The organism is Acinetobacter gyllenbergii CIP 110306 = MTCC 11365, assembly GCF_000413855.1.
In the GTDB taxonomy this organism is placed as follows: domain Bacteria; phylum Pseudomonadota; class Gammaproteobacteria; order Pseudomonadales; family Moraxellaceae; genus Acinetobacter; species Acinetobacter gyllenbergii.
Window position 1 is genome coordinate 56,741 of sequence record NZ_ATGG01000017.1, and the last position, 20,664, is coordinate 77,404.

Here is a 20,664-nt window from a genome sequence, read left to right on the forward strand (position 1 = left end):
ATTTTTTACATACAAGTTCAAAGTTTTATCTAATCCTGAACCTGACATTGAACATGATGGTTTATTTCAACCGAATCATGACTGTTTTAATTCGATTGCTTTCCATCTCCACCACTTCAAATTGTAGGTCTTGATAGTCCAGCATTGAACCAACATCTACCATGCCATTGCACTTATCTAAAATAAGTCCTGACACCGTAATATAACCAGTCTCTTCATCGACGAGATCAACACCGAGCTGTAATTCAAGTTGATACAAATCCAAGGTGCCTGAGGCTTTCCATGTACTTTCATCGACTTTGATCAATTCAAGCTGCTCATCGGCATCGGGAAACTCACCCGCAATTGCTTCAAACACATCTAAAGGTGAAATTAATCCTTGCACATTTCCAAACTCATCATTAACGAGTACCAATGAGCCTTTAGAAGTACGCAATGTGTTAATCACATCAATCACTTTCATTTTTTCAAAAATAAAAATCGGGCGTTGTGCTTTGATTAGCAATTTTAATTGTGCTTCGTCATCCAATACATCCAAGATTTCCTTGGCACGAACCACACTCAATACTTTATCCAAACTGCCACGACAGACAGGAAATAAGCTATGCGGCACAGATAAAATCTGTTCACGTATTTTTTCTGGCGTTTCGTTGATGTTAATCCAAGAAATTTGACTACGAGGCGTCATAATTGAGGCCACAGATCGTTCTGCCAGCGTTAATACGCCCCCGATCATATAACGTTCTTGGTCATCAAATGTTTCTTGTGCTTCCAAATGTTGCAGCGGATTTGTTGCAGTGGTTTCTGCCTTGCCACCCATGAGCTTCAAAATCGTATCTGCGGTTCGATTACGTAACGGAATCTTCGACTCATGCTTAGATCTGTTGCGTTGGGTAAACTGATTAAATGCCTCGATCACAATCGCGACACCAATACCCGAATAGATATAACCTTTCGGAATATGGAAACCAAAACCTTCGGCAATTAAACTAATACCGATTAACAGTAAGAAGCTGAGACAGAGAATAATAACGGTTGGGTGTCGATTAACGAATTCAGTTAATGGTTTAGAAGCAAGCAACATCACCAGCATGGCGACAACCATCGCGACCATCATGACGTAGATATTGTCTACCATACCGATGGCGGTAATAACCGAATCTAAAGAGAATACAGCATCCAGTACCACAATCTGGGCGACGACCGCAGTAAAGCTTGCATATACCACATTGGTGGTAATTTTGACTTCCGCTTTGCCTTCCATCCGTTCATGTAATTCACTGACCGCTTTATAAAGTAAGAATAGGCCACCGAATAAAAGAATCAGATCTCGACCCGAAAAAGACCAGTCGAAAATAAAAATGAGCGGTTTGGTTAAGGTGACTAACCACGAAATGGCGAACAGCAAGCCCAAGCGCATGATCAATGCGAGGGATAAACCAATGACTCTGGCTTTATCACGCTGGGAAGGAGGAAGTTTATCTGCCAAAATAGCAATAAAGACGAGATTATCAATCCCTAAAACAATCTCTAGAACGATCAGAGTAAGCAAACCTACCCAAATCCCTGGATCTAATAAAAATTCCATTATTTACTCCTTAAACAAAAACAAGGAGTCATGAAACTGTAGTTTAAATTTGTACCCGGCGAGGGATCCATCTATGTTGACCTTTTTTACAATAGTTGCTCCGATTATGCCTAATCTTTAAAAAATTTGGTTTAATTTTTTAAGATTCAGATACAGGTGAAACAAAACCAAACAAAGCAATTAAATATCAATATGATATCTATATTTAAAGTTTATAATTTAATTGGATTCTCAATAATTTGTTACATATTTTAAGCGATTAGATTCACAATAAAACCCAGAAAACCAAACAACTAAGGACATTATTTTTCAGATTAAAAAAAGACCTGAGCAAACAATCTTCGTTCTTTTTGCTTAGCAACTTGAATGCTATAGCGACACTTGACCGATTTCTCAAGTTGATCGAGTCATATTCTTTTGCTGTTTATTTCTTCACACGTCACGGATTCCTTTTTGTGAATCTTTCTCAATTTGTTAAGATGAGCTAATGAGGAAGTCATTCAATTTCTCATACACTGTTGACTCAATTTTGACAGAAAAGAAGTCCTTAGAAAGGTATACTTTGCTTGGCAATTAAGTCGAATTTTACAGTGGCTGTTAGAATTGGCGAGACAGCCAAACTTTTAAATTAAACTTATTTATTATTTAAATTTAAGGATTTAATATACATGAATAGCGCTGAAATCATGGCTGATCTTTCATCTCATACGCCGATGATGCAGCAATATCTCAAAGTCAAAACGGACTATCAGCATGCATTGCTGTTCTACCGTATGGGTGACTTTTATGAGCTATTCTTCGAAGATGCACATTTAGCGGCTAAACTTTTAGGTATTACTCTGACGCATCGTGGTAAGGCCAGCGGTCAACCGATTCCTATGGCGGGTGTGCCTTATCATGCCGCAGAAGGCTATCTTGCTCGTTTAGTCAAAGCTGGTCGCACAGTTGCGATTTGCGAACAAGTCGGAGAAGTCACAGGCAAAGGGCCTGTTGAACGTAAAGTGGTTCGGATCTTAACCCCTGGTACATTAACTGATGATGCTTTACTGGGGAGCTATCAATCCTCAAATTTGGTCGCACTCTGCATCCAACAAAATCAAATTGGTTTTGCCTTACTCGACTTAAGTGCAGGTATTTTTAAAGTTCAACAACAAGACTATAAACCTGAACAACTGCCAATCGAGCTGGCTCGCTTAATGCCCAGTGAAATTTTGATTGATGAAGATCTTATTGATCAAAATATTATTGAGCAGATTAAGAAAAATCTAGACTGCCCTATTACTAAACGTCCCAATGTTGACTTTAATTTAAATAATGCACAAAAAACCCTATGCGATCAGTTTAGTGTTTCAACCTTATCAGGATTTGGTTTAGACCCATTACCACTGGCAAAAGCCGCTGCTGCTGCGTTGATTCACTATGCCAAAGAAACACAGAAAACTGCCTTACCACATATCCGCTCCATTCAAATTGAGCAAAGCACTGACTTTATTGCACTGGATCCTATTACTCGTCGCAATTTAGAAATTATTGAGCCACTATTTGATCATGGCACATCATTATTCCAATTAATTAATGACTGTCAAACTGCAATGGGTGGACGCTTACTGAGCCGTACCCTGATGCAGCCAATTCGGGACACCGCGATTTTAGATGCGCGTCTCGATGCAACTGAGCAATTGTTAAAAGGCTATCATGAGTCGCCACTTCGTTTAGTTTTAAAAGAAATTGGCGATATTGAACGTGTACTCAGTCGAGTTGCGTTAGGCAGCGCACGTCCGCGTGACTTAGTGCAATTGCGTCAAGCTTGCGCACAAATTCCTTTCCTTCGCCATGCCTTAGATCCTGTTTTAAAAACACAGCAATCTAAGTTATTAACTCAATTAGATGAAGAGCTTGGCGACTTCAAGAGCCTACATCAACATCTGATGGCTGCAATTGTTGAAAGTCCACCTGTATTACTTCGTGATGGCAATGTAATTGCAGAAGGTTATGATGATGAGTTGGATGAACTGCGTAAAATTCGTGATCATGCTGGACAATTCCTAATTGATTTAGAGATCAAAGAACGTGAACGTACAGGTATTAATACACTGAAAATCGGCTATAACCGTGTCAGTGGTTATTATATCGAGTTAACCCGTGCCCAAGCAGAACAAGCACCTGCCGATTATATTCGTCGTCAAACCCTCAAAAATGCCGAGCGCTATATCACACCAGAACTGAAAGGCTTTGAAGATAAAGTCCTGTCCAGCGAATCTCGTGCCCTCGCCCGTGAAAAACTCTTGTTTGAATCATTACTGGATGAGTTACGTCAGAACATTGCACATTTGCAGATGATGAGTGCTGCGATTGCATCGATTGATGTATTGGCAAATTTTGCCCATCAAGCACGCCTCAACAATTGGGCAAGACCAGAATACACACCTGAAACCAGTATCAAAATTCAGGCTGGTCGCCACCCAGTGGTTGAAGCCTTAAATAAAGCCCCTTTCACACCGAATGATACCTTTTTAGATTCGCAACATCGTATGGCAATCATTACTGGCCCAAACATGGGGGGTAAATCGACCTTTATGCGTCAGACGGCTTTAATCAGTCTATTGGCCTATTGCGGTAGTTTCGTACCAGCCAAAGCTGCAAAATTAGGCTCGATTGACCGTATCTTTACTCGTATTGGTTCTGCTGATGATTTATCGACAGGTAAATCTACCTTCATGGTAGAAATGACTGAAACCTCTCAGATTTTGCACCATGCCACCAGTCAGTCTCTCGTACTGATGGATGAAGTGGGGCGCGGTACCAGTACCTATGACGGTCTTTCATTGGCTTGGGCCTGTGTGGTTGATTTAACCAAACGGGTGAAATGCCTCTGTCTATTCGCAACACATTACTTTGAGTTGACTGAATTGGGTGGCGAAGCTGGCATTGATAACTATCATGTTACCGCACAAGAACTAAATGGCAATTTGATTTTGCTGCATAAAGTTCAACATGGTCCAGCCAGCCAAAGTCATGGTCTACAGGTTGCCAAATTGGCGGGGATCCCTGCCAATGTCATTAAAGAAGCACAGAAGCGTTTAAAGATTCTGGAAAAACAACAGCATCAACATTTGCAAAGTAGTGTACAAAATGACTTATTCAGCGCTGTTGAGCATGAGATCGAAACTCAAGTGGTCGAGAGAATTATTGAAGTTGAAACCCAATCTCCTGCACTAACCTTATTACAGCAGATTGATGTCGATGATCTAACACCGCGTCAGGCATTGGAACAGCTCTATTCACTCAAAGCAGCTTTGAAATCATGAGATAGCAGGCTCAAATCAGTTAAATCTGTTTGAGCCATCTTCATCTATTCCTCTACCAATGAGATGATGTTGACTCACCTTCTGATTCAATATAAAAGTTAAGGACAAAACCATTAATATTCAGTTTAAAATCCTACAATTTTCAGAAATTGATCTAATCTGGCAACAGATTAGTCGGCGTGAACTGATCACTCAAATGTATGTCCAACAGGGTTTAGATTTGAAACTCATTGATTGTTTTTATGATGTGCAAAATTGGGATACCTATCATTTGGAAAATGACCCAGCTTTGCTCAAACAGTTGCATCAACAAGGGGCGCTATGCGTAGGTGGATTTGATTCAGACAATCAGCTGATTGCGATACAGGTCGTTTCCAATCAGTATATTGCTGACTATCCTGATGCCAAGTTACTGCAATATTTTTATGTGGATGCTGATCATCAAGGTTTAGGGATTGGCACTCAGTTGATGTTATCAGCTCTTAACTCAGCACGACAACTGAATGCCAAACAACTCTATATTTCTGCCACCCCGAGTCAGCGCACAGTGGATTTTTACCTGAAACAAGGTGCTCAACTGATCGCACAACCTGATCAACAGCTGTTTGAACGAGAACCAGAAGACATTCACTTGCTCTATACACTTTAACTTTTTATACAACTCAGTAGAAATAAAAAACTAAAGCTGATTCAGCCTTGTTAATTAGCTGTTTTAATTGAGAATAAAAATAAGATTCAGTTGCAATGAATGAGCGAATTAAGCAGGCTATGACTTTATTTTTAGTCAAAAAAACCAAAAATGATTGCAATATTTTCTTTATTATCAATATATTAATCTATTTTTCATATGTATAAATAAACAATATCAATAAAAGCAATTGTTTGTTTACCCCTTTTTTGCCTACAATACCTCATTCCAAACAAAAAACCGTATTTTTAGGTAGCTGTCGCCATGACCTTTGTTGTCACTGAAAATTGTATTAAATGTAAATATCAAGATTGTGTTGAAGTTTGCCCTGTAGACTGTTTCTACGAAGGTCCGAACTTCCTCGTTATCAATCCAGATGAATGTATCGACTGTGCACTTTGTGAACCAGAATGCCCAGCAAATGCAATTTTCTCTGAAGATGAATTACCAGAAGGTCAAGAAGTCTTTATCGAACTCAATGCTGAATTATCAGAAAAATGGGCAGGTAATAACATCACACAAATTGGTGAACAACCAGCAGACCGTGAAGAATGGAATGGTAAGCCAGACAAGCTACAATATTTAGAAAAATAATTCAAAAGACCAGTTTACTGGTCTTTTTTATACCTGAACCACACATTTCTTTGCAATTACGTCATTATTCATGCGCTATTTTGCATTAAAATAGTACGCCTACAGATTTTGAACTGCCTTTTTATGATGCGAAATAAATTACAGGGTCTATTATCATTATTTATCATCCCTGTGATGATGGCGGGCTGTACCAGCTCAACGACAAAAGTAAATCAGCAGCAAGGTAAAAGAATTTACATTCCCCAAGAACAAGTCACGATTACCCGCCCGATCCCAAACAAAGTTGAACCTGCATCTTATCGCCAATGGTTGAATCAAGGTGAAAATTATGCCCGTGTTCGGGAATATGAACAATTTCTGACACGTAATAATGTGGCGCATATTATTCCAAGCTTTGAGTTACTTCGTACTGCTCGCGACTGGCAAAAATGTGGTCGTACCGAATATATGGTGCCTAACCGTGAATTATGGAACAATTCCCTTTCGACCTTACGGGTCTTTAAGTATTTAATCGCAGCCAAAATCCTGACCGATTTTGAAGTGACTTCTGTCTATCGTGATTTGCCACTCAACCAATGTGCGGGTGGTGCGGGTTCTTCCAAACATTTATTCAACTCAGCCATCGATTTCCGTATTGGGCCTGAATATCCTCAACCTCAAGATTATGCCTATATTGAGCAAACCAAGTTTAAATTATGTCAGTTCTGGGCACAGCATGGCCAAAGCCTAGACTTGGGAATTGGCTTATATAGTTCTGGTCAGATTCATATTGATACCCAAGGCTATCGTACTTGGGGCCCTGATCTTACCCGCAACAGCTCAATGTGTAATTTCTAAAAATAGATCACATTCTTAACAAGAGATCAAAATGATCTCTTTTTTGCTTTAATCCTATAGATTCAATCAGCAATAAAATTGCACTCTCAGCATAAACGTTTAAAATGCAGAGCTAACAAATTGGTAGGTAAACTTGATTATGCAACAGATGTGGACCGAGATTGATGACTATATCAATTCACATTTAATTCCCACAGATCCAAGACTTCAACATGCATTAGACAATACTGATACTCAGGGTTTTTCTAATCATTTGGCTGTTGCGCCTAATCAAGGCATGTTTTTGCAAATGTTGATTCAAATGAACCAATGCAAACGTGTATTGGAACTCGGTACGTTTGGAGCATACAGTACTATTTGGCTTGCTAAAGCCCTACCTGATGATGGTTATCTGCTGACGGTTGAAGGACGTGATACTCACGTGCTCATTGCCCAAGAAAATATTGATTATGCCAATATGCCCACCCATATTGAGCTCAAAAAAGGTCGTGGTGCAGATATTATGAACCAGCTCATTGCAGATGGCAGTGAACCCTTTGATCTGATTTTTATTGATGCAGATAAACAAAGTTACCGTGAATATTTTGAACTCAGTCTCAAACTGTCGCATTCAGGCACCATTATCGTTTTGGATAATGTGATCCGTGCAGGCGCAATTTTAGACGAGAATAACAAGAAACCTAGTATTGAAGGAATTCGTGAAGCTTTCACTGCATTGAAAGATCATCCTCAGTTGCTTTCTTGCACAGCTTTGCAAACCGTTGGCTCAAAAGGCCATGATGGTTTTGCCATTGCCATTGTAAAATAAAGGTTAAAAAACAACCTATTTAATTTAGTTGTGTAATATCAATAAATTATATTTATCTGCTATGCTTTTCCATACAGTTATCCACAGGAATTGCGGATAACTATATGGAACAAAATGAATCACTTAGCAACTAATAGAGGAACATTGGCATTACGAAAAATGGTTGTTGTGATACTGCCTAAGAAAAATTGATGAATTTTACTGTGGCTGAATGCACCGAGTACAATTAGTTGAATATCATGTTCTCTTTGATATTCAAGAATATTTTGTGCGACATCACCATAACGATATACAGAAACCACCTCTAAACCCGCATCCGTTAAATACTTTTCAGGTTCCGCCAACATTTCTGGATGATCACCCACATAAAGCAAATGACATTGTAGTTTTTTCAACAGATCACTTTGTGCAATGCGTTGCAGCATCTTCTGGCAAGTTGGTGAATATTCATAAGCAAAGATGAAACGTTTCGGTGGCTGAAAATGTTCGCCGACTGTGATGACGGTACAATTCGCCCCACGGATAAAGTTTTCGACATTACTGCCAATGGCTTTATTCTTCTCGGCGGCGCGCTCACCAACCCGCCCCATGATCACGACATCATTTTCATTGAGGATATTAAAACTTTGTTCAAGAAAATCGCCTTTTTCCTGAATTTTAGTACTGGTTAAACCATATTGCTTTTCGATCAACTCAGAAATGTGATTCAGCAAATTATTACTATAATCGAGTGCTAGCTCGCTTTGCTTTTGTTCCAACTCCGCGAGTTCTTTAAGTAGCATGGCATTACTTTCAAAGCCAATCACGCCACTGATTTCACCTAAATGATAACTAGCTGGGTAATAGTCCAAGATTTGCAACAATACCAACTCTCTTTGCGTTTGTTTCGCAACCCATACTGCCGCTTCTGCAACAGCATCTATGCAGGGTGAAGAATCAATACATGCAATTACACGGTTCATTTTCGCCTCTCTCTAGGTATATACCTTAGGTCTTCTACTTATTTTTAACTTAACATAGATAAAAGCATGGTGGGTTAAATTTATGTATCGAATCTCATACGCTTTTTATTCGCTTCGATAACGAATAAGTTTGGCAGGGTTGCCTGCAACTACCGCATAATCCTCAATATCTTTAGTCACCATACTGTTCATTCCCACCACCGCATGATCGCCAATTTTAATTCCATCTTTAATCCCGACATGCGCTCCTAGCCACACATCTCGACCAATCTCAATACCTTTGGAAGTCACGGGCTGTTGATAAATAGGGCGATCCAAATCCATCCCATGATCAAATGCATAGAGATGACTATAGGCCGCAATTCGAACTTGATCATGCAACTTAATTCCGGTACGACCACCATCTAAAATACAATGGTGGTTAATGGCCACTTCATTGCCAATTTCTAAAGGACCATGCAAAGTACAATCAGCCGCAATAAAAGTATTATCGCCAATACTAATCTTTCGACCACGTTCAGCAAAAATATGGGCTAATGGTGAAATAAAACAATTCTGACCAATTTCAACGGTTTCCATCTCCATCAAATAGGCTTGATACTCTGCCTGCCATGCCTCAGCCCATTCACGGTGTTTGGGTTTCAGTGTCCAATACAGCCAAGGCATATAATTCAGACGCTGTTTATGCTGCTCTCGGTATTTCAATAAAGGATCATTCATCGTCTTGTTGTTCCTCGAGCAACACCACTTGCTCACGTCCTGAGAGGCATCGCCTCGCAAGAGAGGACAAATACATTTCAATCATCACATACATGTAATTTCTCACGTCCTCTACTCACATCCTGAAGTTTAAGTCTTAAAGGTTCAATTTGATGCACTTGAACACGTGCCTCAATGACCACCCCTGTTTCGGTATATTGTTCTTGATATTCGATCAGCTGCTGCATCAGCTCATATTGAATAATCGCCCATTCATTAAATAAACAAGCAAAGCGAATTTCCTTCTTTTCAATCAATTCAATTTTTTCAGCCAAGAGCAAACATTGACCTGCACAGCCACCATAAGCACGAACCAATCCACCTGTGCCTAACTTAATCCCACCATACCAACGATTTACCAATACAATGACATTGGTCAACTCATTGCCTTCAATCGTCGCAAGTATAGGGCGCCCTGCTGTGCCAGAGGGTTCACCATCATCATTAAATCGAACCTGATGTCCAATTTTCCACGCCCAACATTGATGCGTCGTCGACAGATCTTTATGCGTTTCTAAAAAGTTTTTAACTTGCTGTTCATTTTCAACAACAGCTGCAATCGCCTGAAAACGACTTTTTTTAATTTCTTCTTCAAAAGTAACCGTATTGGCAATGGTGAATGGCATAAAACATAAATACAAATTTAAAACGCAATTATAGCTTTTTAGCACCCAAATAAAAAACCTCGCATCAAGCGAGGTTTTCAATCAGCACAAGTTAGCGTTCACGCAATGCTTCTTTGGCTTTATTAAACGGTTTCAACAAGTAATCCATAATGGTTTTTTGCCCCGTACGAATATCCACGGTTGCCACCATACCCGGTGTGATGCTAAAGGCTTTACCCGCCTTGTTATATAAGCGGTCTGAATCCGTCCGAATATAAACACGATAATAGAACTGATCTTGCTTGACCTCATCACGAATGGTATCTGGTGAAATTACAGTCACCTTACCATCTAAACCGCCATAGATTGAATAATCATAGGCCGTGATTTTAACCAAGGCCTCCTGACCAGGACGAATAAAAGCAATGTCACGTGGTGAAATACGCGCTTCGATCAGTAACTTATCCTCTAAAGGTACAATGGTCATGAGCTTACCATTTTGAGGAATCACACCACCTAAAGTCGTAACATCAATTTCTTTCACAACGCCACGTACAGGGGCTTTAAACACTGCACGTTCCAGACTGTCATTTCGACCATTCACAATTTGCTGCTGAGTTTGAATATCAGTATTGGCCTTAGACAATTCTTCTCGTGCTTTGACGTAATACTGATTACGCGTGTCATTGATTTTATTGTTTAAATCATTGGCCTCACGCTTTAAACGCAAGACTTCAACCTCACTGGCCGCCCCTTTGGCAACCAATGGCTCAGTCATTGCCAGTTCTTGTCGTACCAGTTTTGCAGCTTGTTCATAACCTTCAATTGACTGTTCTAAATTGGCACGTCGTGATAAATACAAGGCCGTTTCTTCTTGTACCAATTTAGGACTCTTTTGCACATCTTCAGGAAAACTTAAAGGCGAACCCGTCACTTCAGCACGTAAACGTGCAGCTGTTGCCTGCGCAGAAATCAATAAAGACTTTGACTCCCCAACATTCGATGCAAAACGTGTAGGATCAAGTTGAGCAAGGATTTGCCCCTTTTCAACTACATCCCCTTCATTGACATCAAGTTTTGTGAGAATTCCCCCTTCAAGTGACTGGATAATTTGCTCTTTTGAAGAGGGAATCACTTTCCCCGTACCCGTTGAAACTTCTTCCAGATTAAATAACCATGCCCAGATTAAGAGTGAAAGTAAACCAATCCCGATCATCCAAACAACAAGCGTCGAACGAGGTAACCTTGGTTCATTATAAGTTACGTTCATGGGACGACTGCTGTTCTGTTGTTGTTCACTCATAAAATTTCCTCGAAGTATTAAACTATTTTTTGTTTTATTGATGATTGTTGTAAAACTTGATCTACTGGTCCATCCATGACGATCTTACCTTCATTCATAACAATAATTCGGTCCACCAACTCCAAAACAGCACGTCGATGTGTTGCAACCACTAAAGTTCGATAACCGAGCCAACTCTTCAAGTGATCAATCAGTTGCTTCTCTGCAACATCATCAATTGCCGCTGTAGGCTCATCTAGCAATAGAATATTCGGTTGACGAATCAATAAGCGCGCCAACAATAAGGCTTGTCGTTGCCCTCCAGAAAAACCAACACCACCTTCCAAAACCAAATGATCGAGTCCTTCTTTCTTTTCATGCACAAAACTCAAGGCACCTGTTACTTTTAACGCTTTAAGAATATCTTCATCACGCGCTAAAGGTGCGCCAAGTGTCAGATTTTCACGAATTGTGCCATAAAATAAATGAGCATTCTGATTAAGTAAGCCCATATCACGACGTACATCGGCAGGGTCAATCAGACTAATATCCAAATCATCCAAATACACCGAACCCGAATTAGGGAACTGCATTGCAGATAAAATCTGTAATAAAGTAGATTTACCCGCACCATTGCGTCCTAAGATTGCAATACGTTCACCCGCACGAATCTTAAGTTGTGGGATCACCAAACTTGGGCGTGGATCCTCTTCCGTGTATTGGAACACCACTTTTTTCAACTCATAATCGCCATGCAACACTTCTTTGTGTACTAAATGTGCTTGATCTGGTTGATCTACAGGTTTCTGCATTAACTCATCTAAGCTTTTCTTCGCGACTTTTGCCTGTTGCAAACGTCCCAAAATCCCAGTGATCTGTGAAATCGGCGCAAGCATACGTGAAGATAAAATCGAACAGGCGACCAGAGCACCTGTGGTCATGTCACCTTTCATCACCGCAAAACAGCCCACTAATATCACCGCGGCATATGTTAAACCCTGAATCTTTTGTGTCCACGCAGTCAATACACCTACGATCTTGCGCTGCTGCATACTAATATCAGCAGACACTTCATTCATATGATTCCATTGATTCTGGAAACGTGACTCTGCGCGCAATAACTTAATATCTTCAATGCCTTGTACTGCTTCTACCAAAATGGCATTACGAATTGAAGATTCACGCATCCCTTCCTGTGCAAGTTGTGCCAATTTATTCTGGGCCAAAATTGCAGGCAAAATCATCAAGGGAACAACCAGCAGCATCACCCAAAAGAGATTGCCGCCAATAATTGCAAAAATAATCAGGAATAAGAAAAAGAAAGGGAGATCAGCAATTGCTCCCATTGTGGTTGACGTCACCAGATCACGAACACCTTCCAACTCACGGATTTGAGAAATAAAGGTTCCCGTTGACTTAGAACGCTCACTATTTTTAATTCTTAATGCATGGCCAAAGACACGATCAGAGATCCTTAAATCTGCACGTTTACCTATAATATCGGAGATATAGACCCGCGATAGTCTTAATACAAACTCAAAAATAGCCGCAATCAGCACTCCACCAGCAAGTACCCAAAGCGTTGGAATAGACTGAGATGGAACTACACGATCGTAGACCTGCATCGAAAAGATAATCGTGGCCAAAGCCAAAATATTGGCAATCATCGATGCCAACATGATATCGATATAACGTTTCCAATCCTGTAAGACAATTGACCAGAACCAGCTTGGTTCATACGGTTTAATGTATTCATCAATACGTGCATCAGGCACTGACTGTTCTGGACGAAGCACATATACATTTTTAATAATGTGCTTCAATGCACCCACTGCAAACTTTTGTGATAAACCTTGATCACCACTCAGTTGAACACTGACGTGGCCTGAACCGTCGGCTTTATCAATAACACCAACTTGCCCGTCGGCTAATTCTACCAGTACTGGTAAACGCCAAGGGTTAATCACGTCATCACTAAAAGCAACCCGTCTGACATTCAAACCAACCTGTCGACTAATCAAAACCAATACTTCATCTAGATTTTGATTTTGGTTCCAATCGAGCTGTAAGCGAATTCGCTCCTCAGAAGGTTCAATGCGATAATGTTTTGCAATCGTCAGTATGGCCTGTAACCAAGGCTGATAATTTATTTTTGTAGTCATCATGGTTGTACCTCAAATCCTTGGATTTTTATATTATTGAGGTCATAGGCTTGGCGAGAACGTCCAGTCGCAGCAATATATTGTGCAATACTGCTGTAAATGTCATAACGTGCCGTTTCTGCTTCTGAATTCGCACTATGAATTGCCTGTTCTGCATTGAGCAGGTCAACCAAAGTTCGGGTCCCTAACTTATATTGTTCTTGGTAAAGTTCTCTAGTTCGTATTGTTGTCGCTTGTTGCCCTGCCAAAACCTGCATTTGGCGTTGCTTATTTTCAATTTGTTCACGGCTGGTTCTAATTTGATCCAACACTTTTAAATACACGGCATTGACCTGTGCTTTTGCTGCCTCTTCAGCAAAACTCGCCGCTCGGGTTTTTGAGGCGGTTGCTCCACCCTGATAGAACTGACTGCTAGCTTCAAACATGATGGCACTATCAAACCCGCCCTCTTTATCATTGCTTGGGTTTCTGCCATGTAAAGCTTGACTCAGTTCACCTTTTACAGCTAGTGTCGGATAATTACTCACCTGTGTCTGTAATTTTTGATTACGTGCAACTTCAATCCCAGCTTGTGCTGCAATCATTTGTGGAATGGTATTGAACTGTGGTGCCGCATATAAATCTGATTGTTTTACATAATCTTCTGAAATGGCCCATTGTACATTTCGTGTATCAAAGCCCAATAATGTATACAAATGCTGCTGATATTGACTCAGCAAAGATTGTTGCGCGATCATCGCCGATTGTGCTGATTGCAAATAAGACTGTGCTTGTATCGGATCCGCCTGACTACTAATCCCCGCATTGGCACGCAAATTCGCCATCTCTTGGATACGTTTAATCCCTGCAATTTGCTGATTCGCAATCTGGATCAGTTTTTGATACCGCTGAATATTGATAATCGTCTGGGCGGCGTCTAAAGAAATATCATCAATCTTGACCAAAACATTGGCTTGACCAACCAAAACTTTAGCTTTTTCGACATCAACACCCGACTTTACTTTGCCGAAGTCATACAGCATTTGCGTTGCACTTAACGTCAGCAACTGCTGCCCTCGAGTACTTTTTTTGCCTAAATCACCTGTGCTGACCCCACCACCAATCTGTGGATAATAACCAGACTTGGCGACATCAATATTGGCATTTTGTGAAGCTAATGCTGCAATAGTTTGAGAAATTTCAGGATTACGCTGTACTGCAATCTGTACTGCATCCGTAAGCACTTTGCGTTGATTTTGCCAAAAAGCAGTTGGAATCGTATCGACTTGAGGGCGACCAGACCCCACCACAGGCAAATCACGCCCCAATGAAGTATCTACAGAAAAATTACTTAATTTCTGCATTTGTGCCACTTTGAACTCATCACTACTTTTTGGGACAAAAAGCTTAGAAATATTGTTTTTTAAAGTGTGATACTGTTCACTCGGTGGTGTTGCATGTGTCATTGGCACAGACAGTGTTGCTACATAGAGTAACCACTTAAAATCCATACTTTTTTTCCATGTTCCATTATTCACTTTTATATCGTTGTGCAAGTTCATATTTTTTTCGTATTGTTATCATTTCAGCATTTTCATTTTAAGCATTTTTTTATAAAAAACACTATGTTCCCCACATAAATTCCCACATAGATATGTGTATATTTTTGTAAAACAGTTCACATTTTAATAGATTATGCCTTGGTAATAGAATAAATAAAATAAATAGGTATCAATAAATTAACTAAACCCCTGCTCAAACATTTTATTATCTGTCTAATCTTTCACCGCTCATCATTTTTTTTCTGCATAAAAAAAGAACCTCTTGGTTCTTTTCTTAAAACAGATTTTGCAGATTAAACAACAAAATCATCGCCGAGGTATACCTTACGAACTTGTTCATTATCCAGAATTTCTTGCGGTGTGCCTTCTGCAATCACAGAACCTTCACTCACAATATAAGCTTTCTCACAAATGGCTAAGGTCTCACGAACGTTATGATCGGTAATCAACACGCCAATGCCACGATCTTTGAGTGTCTGAATAATATCTTTAATGTCACCAACAGAAATTGGATCCACGCCCGCAAAAGGTTCATCCAGCAACATAAACTTCGGATCAGCAGCCAAAGCACGTGCAATTTCAGCACGGCGACGCTCACCACCCGATACACTCATTCCCAAAGAGTCCTTAATGTGATTAATTTTAAAATCACTTAATAATTCATTGAGGCGTTGTTGACGCTGCTGTTTATTTAAATCTTTACGCGTTTCTAAAATTGCCATAATGTTTTCGGCAATGGTCAGCTTTCTAAAGATTGAAGCTTCTTGCGGTAAATAGCCAATGCCTTTACGCGCACGTTCATGCATTGCCAGATCGGACAAATCAAGATTGTCTAAGTAAATCTCACCTTTGTCCATGCGAACAAGACCAACGACCATATAGAAGCTTGTGGTTTTACCTGCACCATTTGGCCCAAGTAGACCCACAATCTGTCCACTCTGCATTGTAAAAGAAACATCTTTCACAACCCAACGTTTACTATAGTTTTTAGCCAAATGCTTAATACAAAGCGTTTGTGGTTGTTGCACTGATTGTTCCATTAATCACGCGCCCCTGGGAAACTTTTTGAACTTGAAGGTGGAATAATGATTTGCACGCGATTGGTTGAAGAACCTTGTGCTTCTACATCCCCTTTATTCATACTATATTTTAGGCTATTACCCCGAATACTTGAGCCATCCTGATACAGATAGGCCTTACCCGTTAAAGTAATAATACCCGTATCTGCGTTATAGACGATGGTTTGTGCTTCACCACGAGCTAAACCCTTATTTGCATCCATTTGCTGCTGAAATTTTGCAAGCTGGCCTTTTGCAGTGATGATTTGAATCTCTTTTTTGCTATTTAAATTTGCAACAATTGAATCTGCTTGCAGCTTCATCGTACCTTGCTCAATCACCACATTGCCCGTGTAGGTGGTTACACCTGTTTTATCATTATAGGTTGCGCGATCAGCGACTAAAGAAAGCTGTTGATTACGATCTGAGGGCAAAGCAAAACTTGCGGCAGAAGATAATACAAGCACAGCAGCACAAGTGGCTTGTTTCAGGAAAGTAGAACGAGATTTAGAATTAAGAGCTAGGCGCATACTTTCCTCGAATTTTATAAAATTCATATTGACCATTATTTAAATTAGCCTTGAGGCCTTGACTCACAAACTGAGCTGATGGTGATTGCACCGTGACTTCATGTTGTGTTTCAAGCTCTCTTGTTTTTGGATAACCCGTGAGTTCATCGGTATGAAACTCCATTTTATTACCCTGATCAGACAATTTCGTTGCAACAACATCACCCAGCAGAACAACTTTACTATTATCATCATAACCTTGTGCTTGCTTGGCATAAAATGTTGCATCAGGTTTGCCCTGTTTGTACATCACCGCATTCAATTGATCAAACTGAGAGGTTTTTTGTTGCATATTCTGTTCTAGCTGTTTGACTTGAGCACGAATATACAAATTCCCTTGTTCATCGGTTTGGGTTAAATGAACACCTTGCGCTGAATAGGTCATATTCTTGGCTGAATCAACATCCAACTTTTTTGCTTTGCCACTGTAATAGTAATAGCCACCACTCACCGTAGCGACCACAACAGCAACAACATATAAAACTTTGGTATCCATAAACAGGGTTACCTAACCTTTGAGCGAATCAACACTATATTAATGTGGTACAGCAAGATATTTTTCAAGCAGTTCTTGGTAAACACCTTTTGCCATCAACAACATATCGCAAACTTCACGCACTGCCCCACGGCCACCCATTGCTTGGGTTACTAGATTCGCACGACGGCGTACCTCTTCATGGCCATTTGGCACAGTGACTTTCATACCTGCAATCGCAAAGGCAGATAAATCAGGCCAGTCATCACCCATATAAATACAATCTTCAGGTAAAAGATTCAATTGTGCACACGCTTCACGTAATGCAGTTCCTTTATCCTCACGTCCTTGGAACACCAAATCTACACCAAGATCAGACATTCGTTTTTCAACAATGTTACTTTTCCGCCCAGTGATAATAATCACTTTCATTCCTGCTTGCTGAACCAATTTCATGCCCAAGCCATCACGAATATCAAATGATTTAATTTCATCGCCTGAATTGGTTAAAGTGACAAAGCCATCGCTTAAGATCCCATCTACATCAAGCACAAGGGCTTGTAAATGACGAGCTTGTTCTTGTAAAGCATAAGATGCCATGGCTTAATTTACTCCTGCCTGAATGAGGTCATGCATACTAATCACACCAATGACTTTATTGGCTTCATCAACAACCACAAATTGATTGACTTTTTTCTCATGCATTTTTTCTAAAGCTTTCACCGCACGAGCTTCCTGAGAAATCGTCAATGGGTTTTTAGTCATGACTGCAGACACTGGTAAATTCACATCAAAACCTTGTTGCTGGTCAATCATACGACGTAAATCACCATCGGTAAAAATACCCAATAAGGTATCATTTTCATCCACAACTGTGGTTAAACCCAGACGCTTGTCAGAAATTTCATATAACACTTTGTTCATCGGCGTATCTGGTCGAACTTTGGGTAACTCAACCCCGATATGCATCAAATGTTTGACATGCAAAAGTAACCGTTTACCTAAAGCGCCTGCGGGGTGTGAACGGGCAAAATCATCTGCAGTAAAACCACGTGCTTCTAATAGTGCCACTGCTAAGGCATCACCTAACACCAAAGTCGCAGTGGTGCTTGAGGTTGGTGCTAGGCCTAAAGGACAAGCTTCATCTGCTTGTCCCAAGGTCAAGGCAACGTCCGCATTTTGCGGCATTGGCCCCTTGTCATCACGGCTAATGGTAATTAAAGGCACACCTAAATGCTTGATCAATGGCATTAGCATCATGATTTCATCACTTTTACCAGAGTTTGAAATCGCGATCAGTACATCTCCACGCACCAACATACCCAAATCACCATGCCCAGCTTCACCAGGATGCATAAAAAAGGATGGGGTTCCTGTCGATGCAAAGGTAGCCGCCATTTTACGACCAATATGCCCTGATTTACCCATTCCTGTCACAACAACACGTCCTTGACATTGCAACAGGATCTCACATGCAAGGTCAAAACGCTCATTAATCTGGGCAGCAAGAACCTCAATCGCTTGTTGTTCGACACGCAACGTTTCTAATGCGCTTTTTTGGAAATCTATGGTTTGTGACATATGAGTTTGACTCAAAATAATACTCTATCCACCTGTACGGTAGACGATTTTAATCAAAAGAATGGTGGAGATTCTAGCATATCTGCAAATATTACACGTTTCTAAATGTATAAGTTTTCATGAAAAATGAAGAGATGAAGTATAAAAATAAGACACATTATATTTGGCTAAACATCCATATTTTAAATCCCTATTTAGTTCAGCCTATGTAGAGCCATCTTTCATCATGCGCCCCCTCTTTACTTGATAGAAAAAACTTGCTTATTATTAATTCAAGTTGTATATACATATACAAATAAGATCATACATGACTAGACCTAAGCACCCAATTAGGTATTTAAGACGATAAATGCTTCAAGGATACGGAGTAAAAAGATGAACTCACTGGATGAGAAAGAACAACATCAATTTATTGAAAACCGCAGTATTGATTTTATTCCAGAACATGAAAGGCACGGCAGTGTTTTCGGTCAATTTACACTATGGTTTGGTGCTAATTTACAAATCACAGCAATCGTTACAGGTGCTTTGGCGGTTGTACTAGGTGGTGATGTGTTTTGGTCGATTATTGGTTTATTCATTGGACAATGCTTCGGTGCCATCGTCATGGCTTTGCATGCAGCACAAGGCCCCAAACTTGGCCTGCCTCAAATGATTTCAAGCCGTGTTCAATTTGGCGTATATGGTGCCTGCATTCCGATTTTCTTAGTTTGCTTGATGTACATCGGATTTACTGCCACAGGCGAAGTCCTCGCAGGTAAAGCGATCGCACAACTCATCAATGTCAGCAATAGCGCTGGAATTTTAATCTATGCGGCGTTTATTGTGATCTTTGCCACCATTGGTTATCGCTTAATCCACTGGGTGGGAAAAGTTGCAAGCGTTATTGGCATAGTTGCCTTTATCATTATTTTGACTCAAATTTTAACCCATTCCAATTTTTCTGAATTAATGGCCGTTCAAAAGTTTAGCTGGTCCTCATTCTTATTAGCAATTTCGCTTTCTGCTTCTTGGCAAATTTCATTTGGCCCTTATGTGGCTGATTATTCCAGATACCTCCCTTCAAATACCTCTTCGACTCGCGTCTTTTTGGCAGTCGGTTTGGGGTCGTTGCTCAGCTCACAAATCTCAATGACTTTAGGGGTATTCATTGCACAGATTTCACAAGGCGGCTTTGTCGGAAATGAAGTGCAATATGTGGTGGGTATGAACGCTGTAGCGCTGATCATTACGTTCTTATATTTCAGTATCGCTTTCGGTAAAGTTACGCTATCCACGCTAAATGCCTATGGATGCTTCATGTGCATTGCAACCATCTGGAATAGCTTCAAACCACATTATCAAATTTCAAGAATGACACGTTTAGTTATCGTCCTTGCGATGGTCGCCATTTCTACAATCATCGCAATTCTGGGTGAGCACACTTTTTTAAATACCTTTAAAGCATTTATTTTGTTCTTACTCACCTTCTTTATTCCTTGGAGTGCAATTAACCTCGTAGACTACTATTTCATCTCTAAAGAAGAATGTGATGTCGCTGCCTTATACGATCCGAATGGAAAATATGGTCGCTGGAATAGTATCGGCATTGGGTGTTATATCATGGGCGTGTTACTACAACTCCCCTTTATTCATAGCAAAGTTTACACGGGTCACATCGCGACCATGTTAGGGGGTATCGATATCTCTTGGTTGGTCGGCATTCTGGCAACGGCTGTGATTTATTATTATTTCGCAAAAAAAGCTCAACTTCGAATGACAAGTCAAATTGGTTTTGAATCATGAAATATTGCAAATGAAAGCCATCTTTTTTCTACTGATAACTTTATGAAATATGGTGCATACGT

The 20,664-nt window shown here is 40.2% G+C and carries 18 protein-coding genes; 6 read left to right on the forward strand and 12 right to left on the reverse strand.

The window, feature by feature from the left end; translation table 11 throughout:
* Window positions 1-61: 61 nt before the first annotated feature.
* Window positions 62-1,588, reverse strand: a complete 1,527-nt coding sequence (locus F957_RS09310) for a TerC family protein (RefSeq protein WP_016540563.1) — start codon at window positions 1,586-1,588, stop codon at window positions 62-64.
* A gap of 668 nt (window positions 1,589-2,256) precedes the next feature.
* Between F957_RS09310 and mutS the strand changes: the two genes are divergently transcribed.
* The 5 genes from mutS to F957_RS09285 all read left to right on the forward strand — a co-directional run bounded on the left by mutS (window position 2,257) and on the right by F957_RS09285 (window position 7,823).
* A complete protein-coding gene (gene mutS, locus F957_RS09305) occupies window positions 2,257-4,896 on the forward strand; it encodes a DNA mismatch repair protein MutS (RefSeq protein ID WP_016540562.1) in 2,640 nt (879 codons plus the stop codon).
* A 91-nt stretch (window positions 4,897-4,987) separates the two neighbouring features.
* Window positions 4,988-5,545, forward strand: a complete 558-nt coding sequence (locus F957_RS09300) for a GNAT family N-acetyltransferase (RefSeq protein ID WP_045544708.1) — start codon at window positions 4,988-4,990, stop codon at window positions 5,543-5,545.
* A gap of 303 nt (window positions 5,546-5,848) precedes the next feature.
* Window positions 5,849-6,178, forward strand: a complete 330-nt coding sequence (gene fdxA / locus F957_RS09295) for a ferredoxin FdxA (RefSeq protein WP_004652744.1) — start codon at window positions 5,849-5,851, stop codon at window positions 6,176-6,178.
* 123 nt (window positions 6,179-6,301) lie between these two features.
* A complete protein-coding gene (locus F957_RS09290; protein WP_016540560.1) occupies window positions 6,302-7,015 on the forward strand; it encodes a D-Ala-D-Ala carboxypeptidase family metallohydrolase in 714 nt (237 codons plus the stop codon).
* Window positions 7,016-7,154: 139 nt separating this feature from the next.
* On the forward strand, window positions 7,155-7,823 hold the full coding sequence (locus F957_RS09285; RefSeq protein ID WP_016540559.1) for an O-methyltransferase: 669 nt from the start codon (window positions 7,155-7,157) through the stop codon (window positions 7,821-7,823).
* Between the two features lie 119 nt (window positions 7,824-7,942).
* Here F957_RS09285 and F957_RS09280 read toward each other — a convergent pair whose 3' ends face one another.
* The 11 genes from F957_RS09280 to F957_RS09230 all read right to left on the reverse strand — a co-directional run bounded on the left by F957_RS09280 (window position 7,943) and on the right by F957_RS09230 (window position 18,817).
* Window positions 7,943-8,785: a universal stress protein gene (locus tag F957_RS09280; protein WP_016540558.1), complete on the reverse strand. Its 843-nt coding sequence runs from the start codon at window positions 8,783-8,785 to the stop codon at window positions 7,943-7,945.
* A gap of 105 nt (window positions 8,786-8,890) precedes the next feature.
* Window positions 8,891-9,505: an acyltransferase gene (locus F957_RS09275; RefSeq protein ID WP_016540557.1), complete on the reverse strand. Its 615-nt coding sequence runs from the start codon at window positions 9,503-9,505 to the stop codon at window positions 8,891-8,893.
* Window positions 9,506-9,582: 77 nt separating this feature from the next.
* Complete coding sequence (locus F957_RS09270; RefSeq protein WP_016540556.1) at window positions 9,583-10,170, reverse strand: IMPACT family protein; 588 nt, start codon at window positions 10,168-10,170, stop codon at window positions 9,583-9,585.
* 91 nt (window positions 10,171-10,261) lie between these two features.
* Window positions 10,262-11,452 carry an HlyD family type I secretion periplasmic adaptor subunit gene (locus tag F957_RS09265; RefSeq protein WP_016540555.1) on the reverse strand — a complete coding sequence of 397 codons (1,191 nt, stop codon included), beginning with the start codon at window positions 11,450-11,452 and terminating at the stop codon, window positions 10,262-10,264.
* A gap of 17 nt (window positions 11,453-11,469) precedes the next feature.
* Window positions 11,470-13,593: a type I secretion system permease/ATPase gene (locus tag F957_RS09260; protein ID WP_032860526.1), complete on the reverse strand. Its 2,124-nt coding sequence runs from the start codon at window positions 13,591-13,593 to the stop codon at window positions 11,470-11,472.
* Complete coding sequence (locus F957_RS09255; protein WP_016540553.1) at window positions 13,593-15,083, reverse strand: TolC family protein; 1,491 nt, start codon at window positions 15,081-15,083, stop codon at window positions 13,593-13,595. The genes F957_RS09260 and F957_RS09255 overlap by 1 nt, the downstream gene beginning before the upstream one ends.
* A 344-nt stretch (window positions 15,084-15,427) precedes the next feature.
* Window positions 15,428-16,174 (reverse strand): LPS export ABC transporter ATP-binding protein, encoded by a 747-nt coding sequence (gene lptB, locus F957_RS09250; protein ID WP_016540552.1) that lies wholly within the window; start codon window positions 16,172-16,174, stop codon window positions 15,428-15,430.
* Window positions 16,174-16,722, reverse strand: a complete 549-nt coding sequence (gene lptA / locus F957_RS09245; RefSeq protein ID WP_016540551.1) for a lipopolysaccharide transport periplasmic protein LptA — start codon at window positions 16,720-16,722, stop codon at window positions 16,174-16,176. The genes lptB and lptA overlap by 1 nt, the downstream gene beginning before the upstream one ends.
* Window positions 16,706-17,257, reverse strand: a complete 552-nt coding sequence (gene lptC / locus F957_RS09240) for an LPS export ABC transporter periplasmic protein LptC (RefSeq protein WP_016540550.1) — start codon at window positions 17,255-17,257, stop codon at window positions 16,706-16,708. The genes lptA and lptC overlap by 17 nt, the downstream gene beginning before the upstream one ends.
* Before the next feature lie 39 nt (window positions 17,258-17,296).
* Window positions 17,297-17,836, reverse strand: coding sequence for a KdsC family phosphatase (locus F957_RS09235; protein ID WP_016540549.1), 540 nt, complete (start codon window positions 17,834-17,836; stop codon window positions 17,297-17,299).
* Window positions 17,837-17,839: 3 nt separating this feature from the next.
* On the reverse strand, window positions 17,840-18,817 hold the full coding sequence (locus tag F957_RS09230) for a KpsF/GutQ family sugar-phosphate isomerase (protein ID WP_016540548.1): 978 nt from the start codon (window positions 18,815-18,817) through the stop codon (window positions 17,840-17,842).
* Between the two features lie 375 nt (window positions 18,818-19,192).
* On the opposite strand from F957_RS09230, the gene F957_RS09225 reads away from it, so the two are divergent.
* Window positions 19,193-20,602 carry a purine-cytosine permease family protein gene (locus tag F957_RS09225; RefSeq protein WP_016540547.1) on the forward strand — a complete coding sequence of 470 codons (1,410 nt, stop codon included), beginning with the start codon at window positions 19,193-19,195 and terminating at the stop codon, window positions 20,600-20,602.
* Window positions 20,603-20,664: the final 62 nt, after the last annotated feature.

What these genes read in the sequence shown, in the direction of transcription:
- lptA (WP_016540551.1), bottom strand. Translation starts at nt 16,722, where the DNA reads ATGCGCCTAGCTCTTAATTCTAAATCTCGTTCTACTTTCCTGAAACAA.
- F957_RS09285 (WP_016540559.1), top strand. Translation starts at nt 7,155, where the DNA reads ATGCAACAGATGTGGACCGAGATTGATGACTATATCAATTCACATTTA.
- F957_RS09265 (WP_016540555.1), bottom strand. Translation starts at nt 11,452, where the DNA reads ATGAGTGAACAACAACAGAACAGCAGTCGTCCCATGAACGTAACTTAT.
- lptC (WP_016540550.1), bottom strand. Translation starts at nt 17,257, where the DNA reads ATGGATACCAAAGTTTTATATGTTGTTGCTGTTGTGGTCGCTACGGTG.
- F957_RS09225 (WP_016540547.1), top strand. Translation starts at nt 19,193, where the DNA reads ATGAACTCACTGGATGAGAAAGAACAACATCAATTTATTGAAAACCGC.
- F957_RS09270 (WP_016540556.1), bottom strand. Translation starts at nt 10,170, where the DNA reads ATGCCATTCACCATTGCCAATACGGTTACTTTTGAAGAAGAAATTAAA.
- mutS (WP_016540562.1), top strand. Translation starts at nt 2,257, where the DNA reads ATGAATAGCGCTGAAATCATGGCTGATCTTTCATCTCATACGCCGATG.
- F957_RS09290 (WP_016540560.1), top strand. Translation starts at nt 6,302, where the DNA reads ATGATGCGAAATAAATTACAGGGTCTATTATCATTATTTATCATCCCT.
- F957_RS09260 (WP_032860526.1), bottom strand. Translation starts at nt 13,593, where the DNA reads ATGACTACAAAAATAAATTATCAGCCTTGGTTACAGGCCATACTGACG.
- F957_RS09235 (WP_016540549.1), bottom strand. Translation starts at nt 17,836, where the DNA reads ATGGCATCTTATGCTTTACAAGAACAAGCTCGTCATTTACAAGCCCTT.
- F957_RS09310 (WP_016540563.1), bottom strand. Translation starts at nt 1,588, where the DNA reads ATGGAATTTTTATTAGATCCAGGGATTTGGGTAGGTTTGCTTACTCTG.
- fdxA (WP_004652744.1), top strand. Translation starts at nt 5,849, where the DNA reads ATGACCTTTGTTGTCACTGAAAATTGTATTAAATGTAAATATCAAGAT.
- lptB (WP_016540552.1), bottom strand. Translation starts at nt 16,174, where the DNA reads ATGGAACAATCAGTGCAACAACCACAAACGCTTTGTATTAAGCATTTG.
- F957_RS09280 (WP_016540558.1), bottom strand. Translation starts at nt 8,785, where the DNA reads ATGAACCGTGTAATTGCATGTATTGATTCTTCACCCTGCATAGATGCT.
- F957_RS09275 (WP_016540557.1), bottom strand. Translation starts at nt 9,505, where the DNA reads ATGAATGATCCTTTATTGAAATACCGAGAGCAGCATAAACAGCGTCTG.
- F957_RS09230 (WP_016540548.1), bottom strand. Translation starts at nt 18,817, where the DNA reads ATGTCACAAACCATAGATTTCCAAAAAAGCGCATTAGAAACGTTGCGT.
- F957_RS09255 (WP_016540553.1), bottom strand. Translation starts at nt 15,083, where the DNA reads ATGGATTTTAAGTGGTTACTCTATGTAGCAACACTGTCTGTGCCAATG.